This window comes from Streptosporangium sp. LJ11 (genome assembly GCF_051918945.1).
Lineage (GTDB): Bacteria > Actinomycetota > Actinomycetes > Streptosporangiales > Streptosporangiaceae > Streptosporangium.
Genome location: NZ_JBPXMB010000044.1, coordinates 1 through 16,619, shown reverse-complemented (window position 1 = coordinate 16,619; position 16,619 = coordinate 1). Strand labels below are relative to the sequence as shown.

Genomic DNA, 16,619 nt, shown 5'->3' with positions numbered 1-16,619 from the left:
TTCATCGTGCTGTCACATCAGGTGAGGGGGACATCGGGGTGGTACGGGCCAGCGCGACGGTTCCGGCGGCGGTGAGCGCGGCCGCCGCCAGCGCGGTGAGCGTGCTCGCCGCGCCGGTCGGCAGGGGCTCGCCGAGCAGGAGGGCACCGAAGGCGACGGCGGTGAGAGGGTCGGCCACCTGCAGGGCGGCGAACGCCACGCCGAAGTGGCCGACGGCGTAGGCGCGCTGGAGCAGCGCCAGCGCGATCACGGCGGGCATCGGGACGGCGAACAGGAACCACGGCTCCCAGTCGCCGTCGACCAGGACGCGGGTGAGCGTGGCGGTCGCGCCGTACAGCACGCCCGCGCCCGTGGCGAGCAGGCAGGCCCGTGCGGCGGGGGAGACCCGCCTGGCGAGGGTCCACAGCACCAGGGCGGCGGTGGCCGCCCCCGCGAGCAGGACCACCGCCTCCCCGGTGCTGAGGTGGGGGTTCCCGCCGTGCTCGGGCACGACCAGCACCAGGCCGATCAGCCCGATGGCGATCACCGCCGCCGAGGCCAGCTCACCGGGCCGCGGCCTGCGGCGTTGCAGGGCCGCGGCACACGGCAGGGCGAACAGGAGGCTGGCCACGCCCATCGGCTGCACCAGGGTGAGCGGGCCGTATTTCAGGGCGACGACGTGCAGGGCCGTGCCGCCCGCGATGGCCAGGCCGCCGAGCAGCCACCGGGGGCGCCTGGCCAGGTACCCGAGACCGGCGCGGGACGTGCTCGCCGCCTCGAACTGCTGCAGAGCGGCACCGAGTGCGAAGAACAGGGATCCCAGCAACGCCAGGCCGGCCGCCAGCACGGTCATGCACACTCCTTCCAAGCAGATGAAGACATGGCGAGATGACCGGATCGCCTCGGGGAGGCGTCCGTTGAGGGGTTCGGGGTGAACAGTCGAAGCGTCCCGTGCGGGAAGGTGCCGGAGCCATAGGGGTTCACCCTGACTTCGCAGGGAATTCCCCGAGATTCGCGTCGGGGCTGTTGACCTGCTGGCTTCTCTTATCGTAGTTTCTCGGGCATGGATCTCGTGGGCGCCTGGCGCCTGGTCGAGTGGCGGATCGCCGGTGCCGACGGGCGGGTCTCGCACCCCTTCGGCACGGACGCGGTGGGCCTGCTCTGCTACACCCCCGACGGCCACATGAGCGCGACGATCGCGCGGGCCGGGCGCGCCCCGCTGCCCGGCGTCGGCCCGCGGCAGGCGCCCCCGGAGGCGCTGGCCGAGGCGTTCACGTCGTTCTTCGCCTACGCGGGCCGCTACGAGGTCCGCGACGGCCACGTCGCCCATGACGTCGAGGTGGCGCTCAACCCGGCCTTCGCGGGCACCGTCCAGATCCGCGAGCTGAACGCCGACGGTGACCGGCTGGTCCTGGCGGCCGGTGAGGGCGGCCGGTGGCACACCCTGATCTGGAGGCGGTCGTGAACGTCGTGCCCCGTGCCGGGGTGCGGACCTCCTCGGGAACGGTCTCCTTCATCAGTCGCCGGAGGTGACCAGTTCCGCCTCCGGCGCGGAACGGCGGCGGAGGTGGCGGACGACCTCGACCACGACGGTGACCGCCAGGGCGATGCCGAGACCGAGCAGCAGGCCCTTGATCGGGTCGTGCTCGAAGGCCGCGCCGCCCACGTAGCCGATCATTCCCGAGTAGACCGCCCAGGTCACCGCGGCGAGGGCGTCGAAGAGGGCGAACGAGCGCCGGGGATAGGCGACCGCGCCCATGGTCAGGGTGCAGGCGGTCCGGCCGCCGGGAATGTAGCGGGCCACCACGAGGACCAGCCCGCCCCGCTCGGCCAGCGCCCGCTCCGCCCAGGCGAACGCCTTGCGGCTGCGCCTGCCGTTGCGCAGCCGGTCGTTGGTGGTACGCCCGATGGCGTACGAGATGTGGTCGCCCGCGAACGCGCCCAGCGCGGCCACCACGATCACCAGGAGCAGGTCGGGCGCGCCGGTGGCCGCGGCGAACACCCCGGCCGTGATGACGGACGTCTCCGCCGGGACCACGGGGAAGAAACCGTCGAGCATCGCCAGCGCGAACAGCGCCAGGTAGATCCATGGAGATGTCATCACATCGTGCAGGACGTCGAGGATGGCCTGTGTCACGTCGGGCTCCAGCCGGGGGGTTGCGAATGTCTCACGCAGCACGCTGACGGCCCGGTGATCCTCAGGGCATCCGGGAGGAACCCCGGTGTTCTCGGATCACATCCCTGAGATCACCGGGGGTCCGTCCCGCCGACTCCGGAAACCGGGGGGAGCCGGTCACATCGCTCGAACGGCCTGAGCCACCCCCTCCTGGAGGGGGAGACACGGCTCAGTTGAGCTGCCAGATGGCGAGATTCAGCGAGGCCGCGTACGTCACCCAGAGCAGGTAGGGCACCAGCAGCCAGGCGGCCGGGCGGCTGATCCGCCGGAACATGACGATGTTGAGCACGATCGCGAGCCAGAGGACGACGATCTCCGCGAACGCCAGGCCGTACTGGCCGGCGCCGAAGAACAGCGGTGTCCAGGCGGCGTTGAGGACCAGCTGGACCGCGTAGACGCCGAGCGCCGGTGTCAGGCCGCGCGCCGACCAGGCGAGCCAGCCGGACAGGGTGATCATGACGTACAGGACCGTCCAGGCCGGGCCGAACAGCCACTGCGGCGGTGCCCAGGGCGGCCGCTCCAGCGACAGGTACTCGCCGCCGGCGTCGACGGCCGACAGCGATCCCACCACCGCGACCAGCACGAGCGCGACGGCGAAGACAGGCAGCCCGGCCCAGCGTTTCGGTTGTTGCGCGATGACCATGGAAACCTCCCTGCCCCCCTCTTCGCGGATCTACCGCGCCGCGGTTTCCCTCGTACGGGGGCGCCGTATCCTCGCCGGGCCCGGTACGGGAGCTCCGGGGTTTCCCGGCGTAGGGTTCAGGGCGCGGGGGGCTCAGGCGGGCGGGGCGGCGATGGCCCGGGTGGCGACGGGGTCGTAGTGCAGGCGGCGCAGCATCCGGCGGAAGGCGTACAGGGAGAAGGCCACCGCCAGGCCGCTGATCGCGGCCACGGCCGTGGTGCGGACCAGCAGGTAGGTGCCGATCGACTCGTGCAGCAGGAGCCAGATGCTCACCGCGGAGTTGGCCAGCAGCACGAAGGCCCACAGCAGGGTGATACGCGCGAAGAACCGGCGGACCCGCTCGTGTTTCAGCACCGCCGAGGGCAGGTGGATGTAGTCGAGGGTCAGCTTCTGCACCAGCGGGCGGTTGAACCGCACCGAGGCGAGGAAGACCATGCTGATGCAGATCGTCCCGAGCTCCGGCTGGAGGAAGTAGATCACCGCGCTCCCGGTCCAGAACCCCAGCAGCGCCCGTACGGTGATCGCGATGACGGCGAGGATCATCGTGCCCGGCACGGGAATCCGTCGGATCAGCCGCCACCCCACCCCCGCGTACACCCAGGTGACCGCCGCGATCAGCGCGCCCTTCAGGCCGAGGAGGGCGAGCGCGGCGTAGAAGACGGCGAGGGGGGCGACGACGCCCTCCAGCAGCTTCGGTGCCGCCTGCCTGGCGAGGGCGGTGAGGCGGGGGAGGACGATGGGCTGGTGGCTCATGACGCTCCACGGGCTGGTGCGGTGGCAGGCGATGGGCGTTCACGCCTACCCCGGCATGACACGAGCATGTCAGGCCGTCGCGAGGGGTTGCGGAGAGGGTTGCTTCCGGCTGTTCACCGGCCACTCACCGTACCTGACGCCGTGCAGTGCTCTCGTGAAAACAACTCAATAACACTGCAATAACGGATGAGACAGGTGCGGATCATTACGATTCACAAAAAGGATCACTATGCCGGTAACGGTTGAGAAACGGGAGCTTTCCTGATCGGGTCCGGTCCGCGACCATGAGAGACATGGCAGTGCTGCGCACGCACGCGTCCCGCCGTTCCACCGAGGGTGTCGAGAATGTGGCCGCCCAGCTCGTCCGCTGGCCGGACCTGGCGCTGAAACGCACCCGGAAAGGGCTGGGATTCCGGGCCGGCGGCAGGGAGATCGTCAGGATGTCCGGCGATCACACCGCGGAGCTGCTCCTCACCAAACCCATGATCGACAAGTGGGCGCGGGTGCTCACCGACTGCCATCGGATCACCCCGGGCGCCGACGCCGGATGGGTGGCCATGTCCATCGAGGGCCGGGCCGACGCCGAGCTGTTCCTCTCGCTCGTCAGCGTCGCGATCAAGGTCAACCAGGGCCCGCGGTAACGGCGTCGGCCGAGGGCGGCGGCAGGCGTGTCATCCGGGGTTCGCGGTGGCCGGCGCCGGTCCGAAGTTGCGGTGAACGGGCGGCGGCGGTGGTGGGCGGCGTCAGCCGAGGGTCGCGGTGGCCAGCCTCGCCCCGAAGCCGATGAACAGCGCGCCCACGCCCGTCCGCAGCCCGGCCGACAGCCCGCGGCGGGCCCGGAACCGTCCGGCCAGGAACGTCCCGCCGAAGATCAGCGCCGACAGGTAGAGCACGCTGAACAGCTGGCAGATCGCGCCCAGGATCAGGAAGGACACCGCGGGGGTGCCGTAGGCGGGGTCCACGAACTGGATGAAGAACAAGACGAAGAACAGGATCGCCTTCGGGTTCATCAGGCTGACGATCAGGGCCTTGCGGAAGGGGTTCTCCGTGACCCGCTCCCGGCCGGGGGCCGCCTCCGCGGTCGCGCTCCCGGCGTCGGGCGAACGCCACGAGCGCCAGGCCGACCGGAGCATCTGGAACCCGATCCACGCGAGGTAGGCCGCACCGGCGTACTTGACGACGTTGAACAGGAGCGGCGTCGACTTCAGCAGGGAGGCGGCCCCCGCCGCCGCCAGCACCATCAGGACGGTGTCGCCGACGAAGACCCCCATCGCCCCCCGGTACCCCTGCCGCACCCCACGCTGGGCGGCGGTGCTGAGCACGTACAGCGAGTTCGGGCCGGGCAACAGGATGATGAAGAAGGCGCCGACCACGTAGGTCCAGATGTCGGTGATGCCGAAGAACACGTCGATACTCCAGGGGGCGTTACGGATGCGTCATTACCGTATCGCCTAAAGGTGCTTATCTCCCTTTCCGGGTTTTCCGGACGCCATGCGCCGTGTACCTCAGACGCCGCGCACCATGTCGCCCGGACGCCGCGGATCGCGTAGCCCGGATGTGGCGGATCATGCCATTCGGGCGCGACGAATCGTGCCTTTGGGGGGCACTCCCGGTCCGGACGGGAGTGGCGGGCGGGAGTGACGGACGGGAATGGAGAGCGGGGGAGGGCGGCGGGTGAGGGGTCGCCGTACCGTTCCTCCGCGCGCCCGGGGCGGGCGCCGGAACGCACCTGGGCGCGGCATCGGAGACTGACTTTTTTGGGCCTTGTGGCAAGGGTCTGTCAAGGCTACGATCGCGACAACTCTTAGGAAACTTTCCTAAAAGAAATGCCGACCGGGGGTGCCCGTGGCCCGTGCCTCCCCTCTGACCGATGTCCAGCTGCGAGAACTCGACGACGGCAGCCGTCACTGCTGAAGGTCCGACCGTCCGGACGCCTCACCCCCAGGTTCCACGTCCATGGGAGCGATCATGCGGCGCACCTTTTCCTTACTTGTCCTGACTGCGGCTGCAAGCCCTCACCGCGGCCTGCCCAGCCCCGCCACCCCCGTCTCCGGCGACACGTCCTTCCCCGCCATCGCGGCCCGTCCTCGAAGCGCCGGCACCGGATCCCATCGGCACCGCACGCCGGTCGGCGGTGTCCGGAGCGTGTGACGGCGGCCCAGGCGCCGGCGACCCGGTGACGACTCGCCGAACCCGGCGGTCTTCGGCGTCCCGCGCCGATCAACGGAACGCCCCCCCGGTCGGAGCCGTGCCCACCCCGCCGTACGGCCCGCGTCCACGTTCGCGCCCGCGCACCCCCCGCGTGGCGCGGGTCGTACGGTCACCCCCACGGAATGCATGAGGTCAACGTGAAATTACGTGCCATCGCTCGTTCTCTCGTCGCCCTGGCGGCCCTCGTCCTGGCGATGACGGTCGCGCTCCCGGCCCAGGCCGCCTCGGCGACCGCCGTCTTCACCAAGACCTCGGACTGGGGTACCGGTTTCGAGGGCAAGTACACGATCACCAATGGTGGTACGACGACCGTCAACGGCTGGTCGGTCGCCTTCGATCTGCCCTCGGGGGCGAACATCGGGTCCTTCTGGGACGCGTCGTTGAGTCGTAGCGGGCAGCGTTTCACCTTCACCAACGTCGGCTGGAACGGCACTTTGGCGCCCGGTGCGACCGCGAGTTTCGGTTTCAACGGCAGTCCGGGCGGCGTGACCCCGTCCAACTGCACCCTCAACGGCGCGGCGTGCGGCGGCGGTGGCGTCCCCGGCACCCCGGGCGCGCCCGGTACGCCGTCGGTCACCGGGACGACCAACTCCTCGATCTCGCTGTCGTGGGGTGCCTCCAGCGGCACCGTCACCGGCTACCGCGTCTACGAAGGCAGCACGCAGCGGGCCCAGGTCACCGGCACCAGCGCCACGATCGGCTCGCTGGGCACGTGTACCTCGCACACCTACACGGTCAAGGCCTACAACGCCCAGGGCGAGTCGGCGGCCGGCGGCGCGGTGAGCGCCACCACCACCGGCTGCAACAGCAGCGCCCCCGGCAAGCCGGGCGCGCTGTCGGCGACCGGCGGTGCGAACAGCGTCGCGTTGTCGTGGGGCGCGTCCTCGGGGACGGTGACGGGTTACCGGGTGTACGAGGGGTCCACGGTGAGGGCGACCGTGACCGGCACGAGCGCGACGGTGTCGGGGCTGGGCGTGTGCGAGGCGCACACCTACACGGTGGCGGCGTACAACTCGGCGGGCGAGGGCCAGAGGAGCGACCCGGCGAGCGCGACCACGAACGGCTGCACCGGCGGCGGCCCGCTGCCCAAGCACTTCCTCACCGGCTACTGGCACAACTTCGACAACCCGGCCGTCGAGCTGCGGCTGTCGGCGGTGCCCAACGAGTACGACCTGGTCGCGGTCTCCTTCGGCGAGGCCACCGCCACCCCCGGTGAGGTCGTCTTCGGCGTCGACCCGGGCCTGTCCGCCTCCCTCGGCGGCTACACCGACGCCCAGTTCAGGGCCGACGTGCAGACCCTCCACTCCCGCGGCAAGAAGGTCATCCTCTCGGTCGGCGGCGAGGCGGGCCGCGTGCAGGTGGCCAGCGCCGCCGCCGCGACCAAGTTCGCCGACACCGTCTACGCCCTGATGCAGAGCTACGGCTTCGACGGCGTCGACATCGACCTGGAGAACGGGCTCAACTCCACCTACATGGGCCAGGCGCTCCGATCGCTGCGGGCCAAGGCGGGCGCGAACCTGATCATCACGATGGCGCCGCAGACCATCGACATGCAGTCCACCGGCGGCGAGTACTTCAAGCTGGCGCTGGCCATCAAGGACATCCTCACCGTCGTCCACACCCAGTTCTACAACTCCGGCTCCATGCTCGGCTGCGACCAGATGGCCGCCTACTCGCAGGGCTCGGTCAACTTCATGACCGCGCTGGCCTGCATCCAGCTGGAGAACGGCCTCCGCCCCGACCAGGTGGCGCTCGGCCTGCCCGCCGGACCCGGCGCGGCGGGCGGCGGGATCGTCGCCCCCGCCCTGGTGAACCAGGCCCTGACCTGCCTGGCCACCAGGACCGGCTGCGGAAGCTTCGTGCCGCCGCGCACCTACCCCGGCATCCGTGGCGCGATGACCTGGTCCATCAACTGGGACGCCAGCAACAACTGGAACTTCTCCAGGACCGTCAAGCCGCACCTGGCGACCCTGCCCTAGCACCCGGAACCTCCTCACCTTCCGCCCCCGGACCCCCGACCTCCCGATCTCCGGACCTGCCCGGCACCGCGCGACCCACGACCGGGCCGGGCGGGCCCCGGATCCCGTACCTCGAACACCTCGCCTCTTTCGACCCCCGGCACCTCGCACCCCCAACACCTCGCACCCCCCAACCGAGGAAGAGCCATGAGATTTCGACGAACGCTGACCGCGGTCCTGGCCGCGCTCGGCATGTCAATCGGCCTGTCACTGGTCGCGACCCCCGCGTTCGCGGCGCCCCCCACCGCCGTCTTCACCAAGGTCTCCGACTGGGGTACCGGTTTCGAGGGCAAGTACACGATCACCAATGGTGGTACGACGACCGTCAACGGCTGGTCGGTCGCCTTCGATCTGCCCTCGGGGGCGAACATCGGGTCCTTCTGGGACGCGTCGTTGAGTCGTAGCGGGCAGCGTTTCACCTTCACCAACGTCGGCTGGAACGGCACTTTGGCGCCCGGTGCGACCGCGAGTTTCGGTTTCAACGGCAGTCCGGGCGGCGTGACCCCGTCCAACTGCACCCTCAACGGCGCGGCGTGCGGCGGCGGTGGCGTCCCCGGCACCCCGGGCGCGCCCGGTACGCCGTCGGTCACCGGGACGACCAACTCCTCGATCTCGCTGTCGTGGGGTGCCTCCAGCGGCACCGTCACCGGCTACCGCGTCTACGAAGGCAGCACGCAGCGGGCCCAGGTCACCGGCACCAGCGCCACGATCGGCTCGCTGGGCACGTGTACCTCGCACACCTACACGGTCAAGGCCTACAACGCCCAGGGCGAGTCGGCGGCCGGCGGCGCGGTGAGCGCCACCACCACCGGCTGCACCGACCCGCAGCCGCCCGGCAAGATGCCCGGAGCCCCGTATCTCTACATGGGCTGGGGCAGCCCGCCCAACCCCGCCACCGTGATGAGCGCCACCGGCGTGAAGTCCTTCACCATGGCGTTCATCCTGTCCAGCGGCGGCTGCAACCCCGCCTGGGACGGCAACCGGCCACTGACCGGCGGCACCGACCAGGCCGCGATCAACCAGATCAAGGCCGCGGGCGGCAGCGTGCAGATCTCCTTCGGCGGCTGGTCGGGCAACAAGCTCGGCCCGAACTGCTCCACCCCGGCCGCCTTCGCCGGAGCCGTGCAGCAGGTCATCAACGCCGTCGGCCCCGCGGTCGTCGACTTCGACATCGAGAACACCGACGAGTTCGAGAACTACACCGTCCAGGACCGCATCCTCAACGGCCTGAAGATCGTCAAGCAGAACAACCCGAACGTCAAGATCGCCGTCACCTTCGGCACCGGGATCAACGGCCCGAGCTCGACCGGTGTCCGCCTGATCAACCAGGCCAGGGCGCTCAACGTCCCGATCGACAACTACACGATCATGCCGTTCAACTTCGGCGCCTCCAACATCTACAACGCCACCGTCAGCTCCGCCGAGGGCCTGAAGAACGCGCTCAAGGCCGCCAACGGCTGGACCGACGCGCAGGCGTACGCCCGGATGGGCATCTCCGGCATGAACGGCCTGTCCGACCAGCAGGAGCTGACCACCGTGGCGGCCTGGACCCAGATCCGCGACTGGGCCAGGTCCAAGGGCCTGACCCGCTTCGCCTACTGGGCGGTCAACCGCGACCGTCCCTGCCCGGGCGGCGGCGTGACCTCCACCTGCAGCGGGATCGCCCAGAACGACTGGGACTTCACCCGCGTCACCGCCGGCTTCTGAACCGGCACGACCCGCACGACCCGTACGGCCGGCACGACCCGTACGGCCCGCACCCCGCCCGGGGTGCGGGCCGTATCCCACGACACCCTCCTAAAGATCTTTGCGGGGTAAATCGGATGTACCTCAGGAAACTCGCCGTGGCCGCCGTACTGGCGCTCAGCGGGACGATGCTGGCCGCGACACCGGCCCACGCGGCCAACATCGCGACGAACCCGGGCTTCGAGAACGGGCTGAGCGGGTGGACCTGCTCCGCCTCCTCGGGCGCCACGACCGTCTCCTCACCCGTACACGGCGGGACCGGGGCCCTGCAGGCGACACCGGCGGGGAACGACACCGCCCGCTGTCAGCAGACGGTCAGTGTCAGGCCGTCCTCGGCCTACACCCTGTCTGCCTGGGTCAGGGGCGGCTACGTCTTCCTCGGCGCGACCGGAACCGGCGGGACCGACCCCAGCACGTGGACGTCCTCGCCGTCGTCCTACGCCCAGCTGTCGACCTCGTTCACCACCGGCGCCTCGACCACCTCGGTGACGATCCACGTCAACGGCTGGTACGGCCAGGGCGTCTACCAGGCCGACGACGTCGTCCTCGACGGAGCGCCGGGGCAGGGGCAGCCCCCCGCGGCGCCCACCGGGCTCACCGGCACCGGCAACGCCACCACCGCCTCGCTGAGCTGGACCGCCTCCTCGGGCGCGACCGGCTACAACGTCTACCGCGACGGCACCAGGGTCGGCACCGCCACCGGGACCACCTTCTCCGAGACCCCCGGTACCGGCACCCACTCGTACCAGGTGAGCGCGACGAACGCCTCGGGCGAGTCGGCGAGGTCCGGCGCGGTCTCCGTGACGGTCGGCAACGATCAGCCACCGCCCCCGTCCGTACCGTCGGGGCTGGCCGCCACCGTCAGCGGCACGAGCGTCTCGCTGAGGTGGAACGCCTCCTCGGGCGCGACCTCCTACAACGTCTACCGCAACGGGACGAGGGTCGGCACCCCCACCGCGACCTCCTACACCGACACCCCGGGCGCGGGGACGCACGGCTACCAGGTGAGCGCCTCCAACTCCGCCGGTGAGTCGGCGAGGTCCGGCGCGGTCTCCGCGACCGTCACCGGCACGCCCCCCGGCAACCTGCCCAAGCGGGTGCTGGTCGGCTACCTGCACGCCTCCTTCGCCAACGGCTCCGGCTACATCCGGATGGCGGACGTGCCCAACGAGTGGAACGTCATCAACCTGTCCTTCGGAGAGCCCACCTCGGTGACCTCCGGGGACATCCGCTTCACCCGGTGCCCGGTCGCCGAGTGCCCCAACGTCGAGTCCGAGGCCGAGTTCATCGCCGGGATCCGGGCCAAGCAGGCACTCGGCAAGAAGGTGCTGATCTCGATCGGCGGCCAGAACGGCCAGGTCCAGCTGAGCACCACGGCCGCGCGCGACACGTTCGTCCAGTCGGTGGGCGCCATCATCGACAAGTACGGCCTCGACGGGCTGGACATCGACTTCGAGGGCCATTCCCTCTATCTCGACAACGGCGACACCAACCTGTCCGCCCCCACCACCCCGGTCATCGTCAACCTGATCTCCGCGCTCAGGACCCTCAAGGCCAGGTACGGCGCCAGGTTCGTGCTGACCATGGCCCCCGAGACGTTCTTCGTCCAGCTGAGCTACCAGTTCTACGGCCCGGGCCCCAACGGCTCCGCCGACCGGCGGGCCGCCTCGTATCTCCCCGTCATCCACGCGATGCGCGACGACCTGACCCTGCTGCACGTCCAGGACTACAACTCCGGACCGATCATGGGGCTGGACAACCAGTACCACACCATGGGCGGCCACGACTTCCACGTCGCCATGACCGACATGCTGCTCGCCGGCTTCCCCGTCGCGGGCAACCCGAACAACGTCTTCCCCGCCCTGCGCCAGGACCAGGTCGCCATCGGCCTGCCCGCCGCCCCGTTCGCGGGTAACGGTTTCACCACGGTCGCCGAGGTCCAGAAGGCCTTCGACTGCCTGGCCAAGGGGACCGGCTGCGGGTCGTACCGGCCGAGAGGGGTCTACCCGAACCTCCGCGGCCTGATGACCTGGTCGATCAACTGGGACAGGTACAACGCCTTCGAGTTCTCCCGCAGCCACCGGGCCTATCTCGACGGCCTGGGCTGAAAGCCCCTCGCCGCCGGGGGAGACGGACTTCCGGCGGCGAGGTTCCACCCTCCGCGCCTCCTCACGGCCGCGGGTGTCCGGCGTCCCGAAGCGGTCGCCCGCCGTGACGGCCCGGATTCCGGAGGCCGGGAAAACTGGCAGAGTGGTCTCGGTTTGGAGATCCGGGTGGCTGGTTGGTCGCCAGGTCCGGCAGGCTAGGGGCCGTCATGGACTACGCAATTCTCACGGGGTTCGTCCTCGTTCTCGGTGTCGTGCTCGCCCTGGTCGCGCAGTGGAAGGGCTGGAGGCCCTCGCTGCTGGTCGTGCTGGGGGTCGGAATCGCCTTCCGGGTGCTCATCATGGCCACCTCGGCGGTGGACACCTGGCAACCGGTCGACTTCATCAACAGCTTCAAGCCCGCCGGCGAGGCGGTCCTGAACCGCGAGGACCCCGTTCTGGGCAGCTCGGGAGGCTGGCACTTCCTGCCGACCATCCCCTACGTCTACGGCCTCCTGCTCTGGCTGGGCATCCCCTGGGAGATCGGCGGCCGCCTGGTCACCGTGGTCGCCGACATCGTGCTGATCCCGCTGGTCGGCAAGCTCGCCGGTGGGCCCAAGGCGTCGCTGCGCGCCTTCCAGTACGCCTGCAACCCGCTCGCCATCCTCGTCGCCTCCGTCCACGGCCAGGTCGAGCCGGTCGCCCTGGTCTTCGGCGTCGCCGCCTTCGTCGTGGCCCGAGGTCCCGGCGATCCCCACCGGCCGGGCATGACCACCGACCCGCTCTCGCTGGTACGGCAGAGCGTCGCGCTGCACGGCCTCGCCGGCGCCGTACGGCACGCCTTCGGCCCCGAGGGGATGTTCCGCGGGGCGCTCACCCCGCGCCAGGGCGACCGGCAGTCCCTGCGCCGCGCCCTGCTCGCGGGACTGCTGATGGGACTGGCGCTGTGCGCCAAGAGCTGGCCGATCTGGCTCATTCCCGGCATGCTCCTGCTGCTGCCCACCTTCCGCGCCCGCGCCGTGGCGTTCGTGGCCACGGGCATCGCACCGGTCTTCTTCCTGGTCACCCTGCCGATCTTCGCCGGCACCTCGCTGAGCCAGATCCCCGAGGTCATCCGGGTGATCCAGGACGTCCGCCCGATCGTCGGACAGTGGGGCTGGACCGCCGTCGGCATGCACGGCATCAACGACCTGCACCAGGGGTTCGCCACGTTCGGCACCCGCCTGATCTACGTCACCATGCTGGCGGTGGCCTTCGTGTGGCGCCGCGCCGACCCGATCGACCTCACCACGGCGCTGCTGCTCGCCTTCATGGTCGTCACCCCCAGGCTCGGCGCGCAGTATCTCCTGTGGTTCATGCCGTTCCTGATCGCCCGTCCCACCCGCTTCGCGTGGCCGGCGATCATCGGCGTCTCCCTGTGGGCGGGCTACGGCTACCTCTACATGACGCAGTTCGACTCCGCTACCTGGCGAAGTCTCCACATCGTCTGGTCGCAGTCCTCCATCGTGCTGCTGCCGATCCTGGCGCTCGCCATGCCGTGGGGGCGCCGCGTCCCCCGCGCGCCCGTCGCCTCCCCCGAGGGGCCACCCCCCTCGGCACCCGTCCCGGCGTCCGCCTGACGTCTCGCGGCGCCCGGATCCCGACGCCCGCCTGAACGGCGCCGGTCCTTCCCGCCCGGCCCTCGGCCCCGTGGTCCGTCCGGGTCGCCCGCTCCCGAGCACGCCCGCCCCGTCACCGCCGCGTGACGGGGCGGCGGGGCGGCCCGGAAGGCTGGTAAATTCCGGTTCCGTGACGAGTACCGTGGAAATCCTGCGTTACACCGCTTTCACCCACGACCCCGAGGGGGGAAACCCCGCCGGGATCGTCCTCGACGCGGCCGGGCTCTCCGACGCGGAGATGCTGGCCGTCGCCGCCGAGGTCGGATACTCCGAGACGGCGTTCGTGACCGCACGCGACGACGAGCGACGCGCCTTCCGGGTCCGATACTTCGCCCCCTCGGCGGAGGTGGCGTTCTGCGGGCACGCCACGATCGCCACCTCGGTGGTGCTGGCCGAACGTCTCGGGACCGGGCGCCTGACGTTCGACACCAACGCGGGCGAGATCGTCGTCGACACCGAGATCGCCGACGACGCGCTCCGGGCCACGCTCACCAGCGTCCCCACGCACTCACGGCCCGTCGCGGAGGACGCGCTGGAGGAGGCCCTCGCCGCCCTCGGCTGGTCCCACGACGATCTCGACCCGGCCTTCCCTCCGCACGTCGCCTTCGGCGGCGTGGAGCATCTCGTGGTCGCGGCCTCCTCGCGCGAACGCCTGGCCGGCCTCGACTACGACTACGAGCGGCTGAAGGCGCTGATGACCCGCGAAGGCTGGACGACGGTGAACCTGTTCTGGCGGGAGAGCGACGAGCGGTTCCACGCCCGCAACCCGTTCCCGGTCGGGGGCGTCGTGGAAGACCCCGCCACCGGGGCCGCCGCCGCGGCCTTCGGCGGTTACCTGCGTGTTCTCGGGAACGGTTCCTCGGAGTTCACGGTCATCCAGGGGGTGGACATGGGGCGGCCCAGCACGCTGAAGGTCTCGATCGCCTCCCCGGACGGCCGGAGCCGGGTGAGCGGCGGAGCGGTCGCGCTGGAGACCGCCTGACCCGCACCGGTCCGGTCAGGTGGTCCCGTCGCCGGGCTGGTCGAGCAACCGGCTCAGGGGCACCCCCGCCAGCCGCCGTACCTCGTTCGCCATGTGCGCCTGGTCGGCGTACCCGCTGACCGCGGCGACCTCGGCCGCCGTGACGCCGCGCCTGGCCAGCCGCAGTGCCCGCTGGAACCTGACCACCCGCTGCAGCACCTTCGGGCCGTACCCGAAGGACCGCAGGGACCGGCGCAGGAGCTGTCGCTCGCCGAACCCCAGGTCCCAGGCCACCTCCCTGACGCTCCGGCCCGCCCGCAGTGCCTCGGCGATCGCGGGCGCGGCCGGGTCGGGGCCGGGCGCCGCGCGCAGCCGTACGGCCAGCGCCCGCTGTACGACGTCGGAGAACGGCTCCGGCCGCCGGACCCCGGCCGGCCCGCTGGACGGCTCCGGCTCGGCCTGCGCGGTGAGCGGTTCCAGCTCGGACAGCTCCGCGAACGGCCCCAGGTCGGACAGCGGCACCCGCAGGTCGCGCAGCCTGTCGAGCGGCACGCCGAACAGCTCGCCCACCGCGCCGGGCCTGAACCGGATCCCCGTGTAGTGGTTACCCGGCGTCATCCGGACGGATTTCGGGCCCGTGTCGGGTCCCGCGACAAGCGCACCTTCCGGTCCCCAGATCAGATCCACGCAGCCGTCGGGCACGACCAGCTGCGTCATGACGAAGGTCGCCTCGTTGCTCCACACGCAGGCCACCCGCCCGGCGAGGCGGGAGTCCGGCGCCCACTCGCGATACATGACCTCAGGGTACGGGCGAAGGAGGAACCTTCTCCTGCCCCCCGCCCGGCTTCTTCCCCACGCCGGGTCGCCCGTCGTCGGGCACGTCCCCGGAGACGAGAGCGGCGGCCCAGTCACCGTCGGGATCGCTGTCGATCAGCAGCGCCCGGGTCAGCAGGCTGAGCGGGATGGCCAGCAGCGCGCCCAGAGGGCCGAGCAGGAACGTCCACAGGATGAGCGAGAGGAAGGTCACGGTGGTGGAGAGGCCGACGGCGTCACCGAGGAACTTCGGCTGGATCAGCGACTGCACCACGAAGTTGATCAATATGTAGGCGGCGATCACGAAGATCATGGTTTTCGGCCCGCCCTCCAGAAGACCGAGCAGGGCGGGCGGGATCAGTCCCAGGATGAACCCGACGTTGGGGATGTAGTTCGTGATCAGTGCCAGTACTCCCCAGAGGAGGGGGAGCGGCACACCGAGGATCCAGAGCGCGGCCACGTCCAGTGCGGAGCAGATCAGCCCGAACCCCGTCGAGACCAGGAGATAACGGCGGGTCTTGTGACCGAAGTTGCTGAGCGCCTCGATGAGCAGGGGCCTGCGCGCCGTTCCCATGGCGAGGATCCTGGAGAAGGCCTGAGCGTCCAGGCACATGGCCAGGAGCAGGACGATGACGAGGACCAGGCCGGAGAACACGCCCAGCAGTCCTGAGACGAATCCCTGCGCGAGCGCGAAGATCTTGCCGGGGTCGAAGGAGTTGATCGCCTCGTTCATCTGCTGGGTGCCGATGCCGAGCCTGGCCGCCTGCTGTTGCGCCTCCGCGACGAGCTGGTTGAACTGCGCGTCGTAGGTGGGTGCGAGGGCCGCCATCTGCGCGACCGCCACGGTCAGGATCGCCACCATGCCCAGGAGCACCAGCAGCACGATCGCGAGGGGGATCGCCACCAGCGTCCACCCGGGAGCCCCACGTTCGCGAAGCCATGTTCTTACCGGGGATACCGCCAGGACCAGAACCAGGGCCAGCAACACCGGCCCGATGATCGACCCGATCTCCCTGATCCCCGCCAGGGTGACCACGGCGCCCGCGGCGCAGAGGAGCACGACGAGCGCCCTGGGCAACACTCTTTGGTCCGTCATGACGGATCTCTACCCAGCGGGTGGGAAACACGTCATGGCAGGGCGCGCTCTTCGATTTGACGGAGCTCGGCGGCGTACATAGAGTTCACAGGCCCGAGGGGGTCGGCGGAGATCGCCAGAGCCTCGGGACCCTCCTTCTGATCACCTCCTTCGTCGGGGCGCATGCGTCACGCCGAAGTCCGGTTGGACAACGACCGGATGTTGGAGTAAGTTAGAGGGGTTGCCCTGGAAACGGGGCAGTCGCAATCCTAGCGGGTTCGACGGGTTCGAGTCGAGCGTCGGAAATCCGACAGTTTGACACGAAACCGACACTCCTGATAAGATAGTGACACGAAATGGAACGCCCCGGAGTTCTGCCGGACCACTTGGTCGGGTCAGGGTGATGGTGTACGCGTCCGTTTCTTGAGAACTCAACAGTGTGTTAAAAGCCAGTGCATGAAGC

14 protein-coding genes are annotated in these 16,619 nt (G+C 70.2%); 7 read left to right on the top strand and 7 right to left on the bottom strand.

Annotated features, from left to right (window positions below; all coding sequences use genetic code 11):
• Position 1 precedes the first annotated feature (1 nt).
• Positions 2-832, bottom strand: a complete 831-nt coding sequence (locus ACTOQ3_RS40335) for a DMT family transporter (RefSeq protein ID WP_440089104.1) — start codon at positions 830-832, stop codon at positions 2-4.
• Between the two features lie 210 nt (positions 833-1,042).
• Here ACTOQ3_RS40335 and ACTOQ3_RS40330 point away from each other — a divergent pair, with 210 nt between their 5' ends.
• Positions 1,043-1,444, top strand: coding sequence for a lipocalin-like domain-containing protein (locus ACTOQ3_RS40330; RefSeq protein ID WP_440089103.1), 402 nt, complete (start codon positions 1,043-1,045; stop codon positions 1,442-1,444).
• A gap of 51 nt (positions 1,445-1,495) precedes the next feature.
• Here ACTOQ3_RS40330 and ACTOQ3_RS40325 read toward each other — a convergent pair whose 3' ends face one another.
• From ACTOQ3_RS40325 to ACTOQ3_RS40315, 3 genes are all read right to left on the bottom strand, one after another.
• Positions 1,496-2,116 (bottom strand): DedA family protein, encoded by a 621-nt coding sequence (locus tag ACTOQ3_RS40325; RefSeq protein ID WP_440089102.1) that lies wholly within the window; start codon positions 2,114-2,116, stop codon positions 1,496-1,498.
• Between the two features lie 208 nt (positions 2,117-2,324).
• Positions 2,325-2,798 (bottom strand): TspO/MBR family protein, encoded by a 474-nt coding sequence (locus tag ACTOQ3_RS40320; RefSeq protein WP_440089101.1) that lies wholly within the window; start codon positions 2,796-2,798, stop codon positions 2,325-2,327.
• Positions 2,799-2,930: 132 nt separating this feature from the next.
• Complete coding sequence (locus ACTOQ3_RS40315) at positions 2,931-3,590, bottom strand: VC0807 family protein (RefSeq protein ID WP_440089099.1); 660 nt, start codon at positions 3,588-3,590, stop codon at positions 2,931-2,933.
• 293 nt (positions 3,591-3,883) lie between these two features.
• Here ACTOQ3_RS40315 and ACTOQ3_RS40310 point away from each other — a divergent pair, with 293 nt between their 5' ends.
• Complete coding sequence (locus ACTOQ3_RS40310; protein WP_440089097.1) at positions 3,884-4,231, top strand: luciferase domain-containing protein; 348 nt, start codon at positions 3,884-3,886, stop codon at positions 4,229-4,231.
• A 102-nt stretch (positions 4,232-4,333) separates the two neighbouring features.
• Here ACTOQ3_RS40310 and leuE read toward each other — a convergent pair whose 3' ends face one another.
• Entirely contained in the window at positions 4,334-4,996 is a 663-nt protein-coding gene (gene leuE / locus ACTOQ3_RS40305; RefSeq protein ID WP_440089096.1) for a leucine efflux protein LeuE, read from the bottom strand.
• A 942-nt stretch (positions 4,997-5,938) separates the two neighbouring features.
• On the opposite strand from leuE, the gene ACTOQ3_RS40300 reads away from it, so the two are divergent.
• The 5 genes from ACTOQ3_RS40300 to ACTOQ3_RS40280 all read left to right on the top strand — a co-directional run bounded on the left by ACTOQ3_RS40300 (position 5,939) and on the right by ACTOQ3_RS40280 (position 14,289).
• Positions 5,939-7,780, top strand: a complete 1,842-nt coding sequence (locus ACTOQ3_RS40300) for a cellulose binding domain-containing protein (protein WP_440089094.1) — start codon at positions 5,939-5,941, stop codon at positions 7,778-7,780.
• Positions 7,781-7,966: 186 nt separating this feature from the next.
• On the top strand, positions 7,967-9,526 hold the full coding sequence (locus ACTOQ3_RS40295; protein ID WP_440089092.1) for a cellulose binding domain-containing protein: 1,560 nt from the start codon (positions 7,967-7,969) through the stop codon (positions 9,524-9,526).
• Between the two features lie 116 nt (positions 9,527-9,642).
• A complete protein-coding gene (locus tag ACTOQ3_RS40290; protein ID WP_440089091.1) occupies positions 9,643-11,673 on the top strand; it encodes a carbohydrate binding domain-containing protein in 2,031 nt (676 codons plus the stop codon).
• A 206-nt stretch (positions 11,674-11,879) separates the two neighbouring features.
• Positions 11,880-13,268, top strand: a complete 1,389-nt coding sequence (locus ACTOQ3_RS40285) for a hypothetical protein (protein WP_440089090.1) — start codon at positions 11,880-11,882, stop codon at positions 13,266-13,268.
• Between the two features lie 169 nt (positions 13,269-13,437).
• A complete protein-coding gene (locus ACTOQ3_RS40280; RefSeq protein WP_440089089.1) occupies positions 13,438-14,289 on the top strand; it encodes a PhzF family phenazine biosynthesis protein in 852 nt (283 codons plus the stop codon).
• A 15-nt stretch (positions 14,290-14,304) separates the two neighbouring features.
• Here ACTOQ3_RS40280 and ACTOQ3_RS40275 read toward each other — a convergent pair whose 3' ends face one another.
• Positions 14,305-15,063 (bottom strand): DUF6597 domain-containing transcriptional factor, encoded by a 759-nt coding sequence (locus ACTOQ3_RS40275; RefSeq protein WP_440089087.1) that lies wholly within the window; start codon positions 15,061-15,063, stop codon positions 14,305-14,307.
• Between the two features lie 4 nt (positions 15,064-15,067).
• Positions 15,068-16,177: an AI-2E family transporter gene (locus tag ACTOQ3_RS40270; protein WP_440089085.1), complete on the bottom strand. Its 1,110-nt coding sequence runs from the start codon at positions 16,175-16,177 to the stop codon at positions 15,068-15,070.
• Positions 16,178-16,619: the final 442 nt, after the last annotated feature.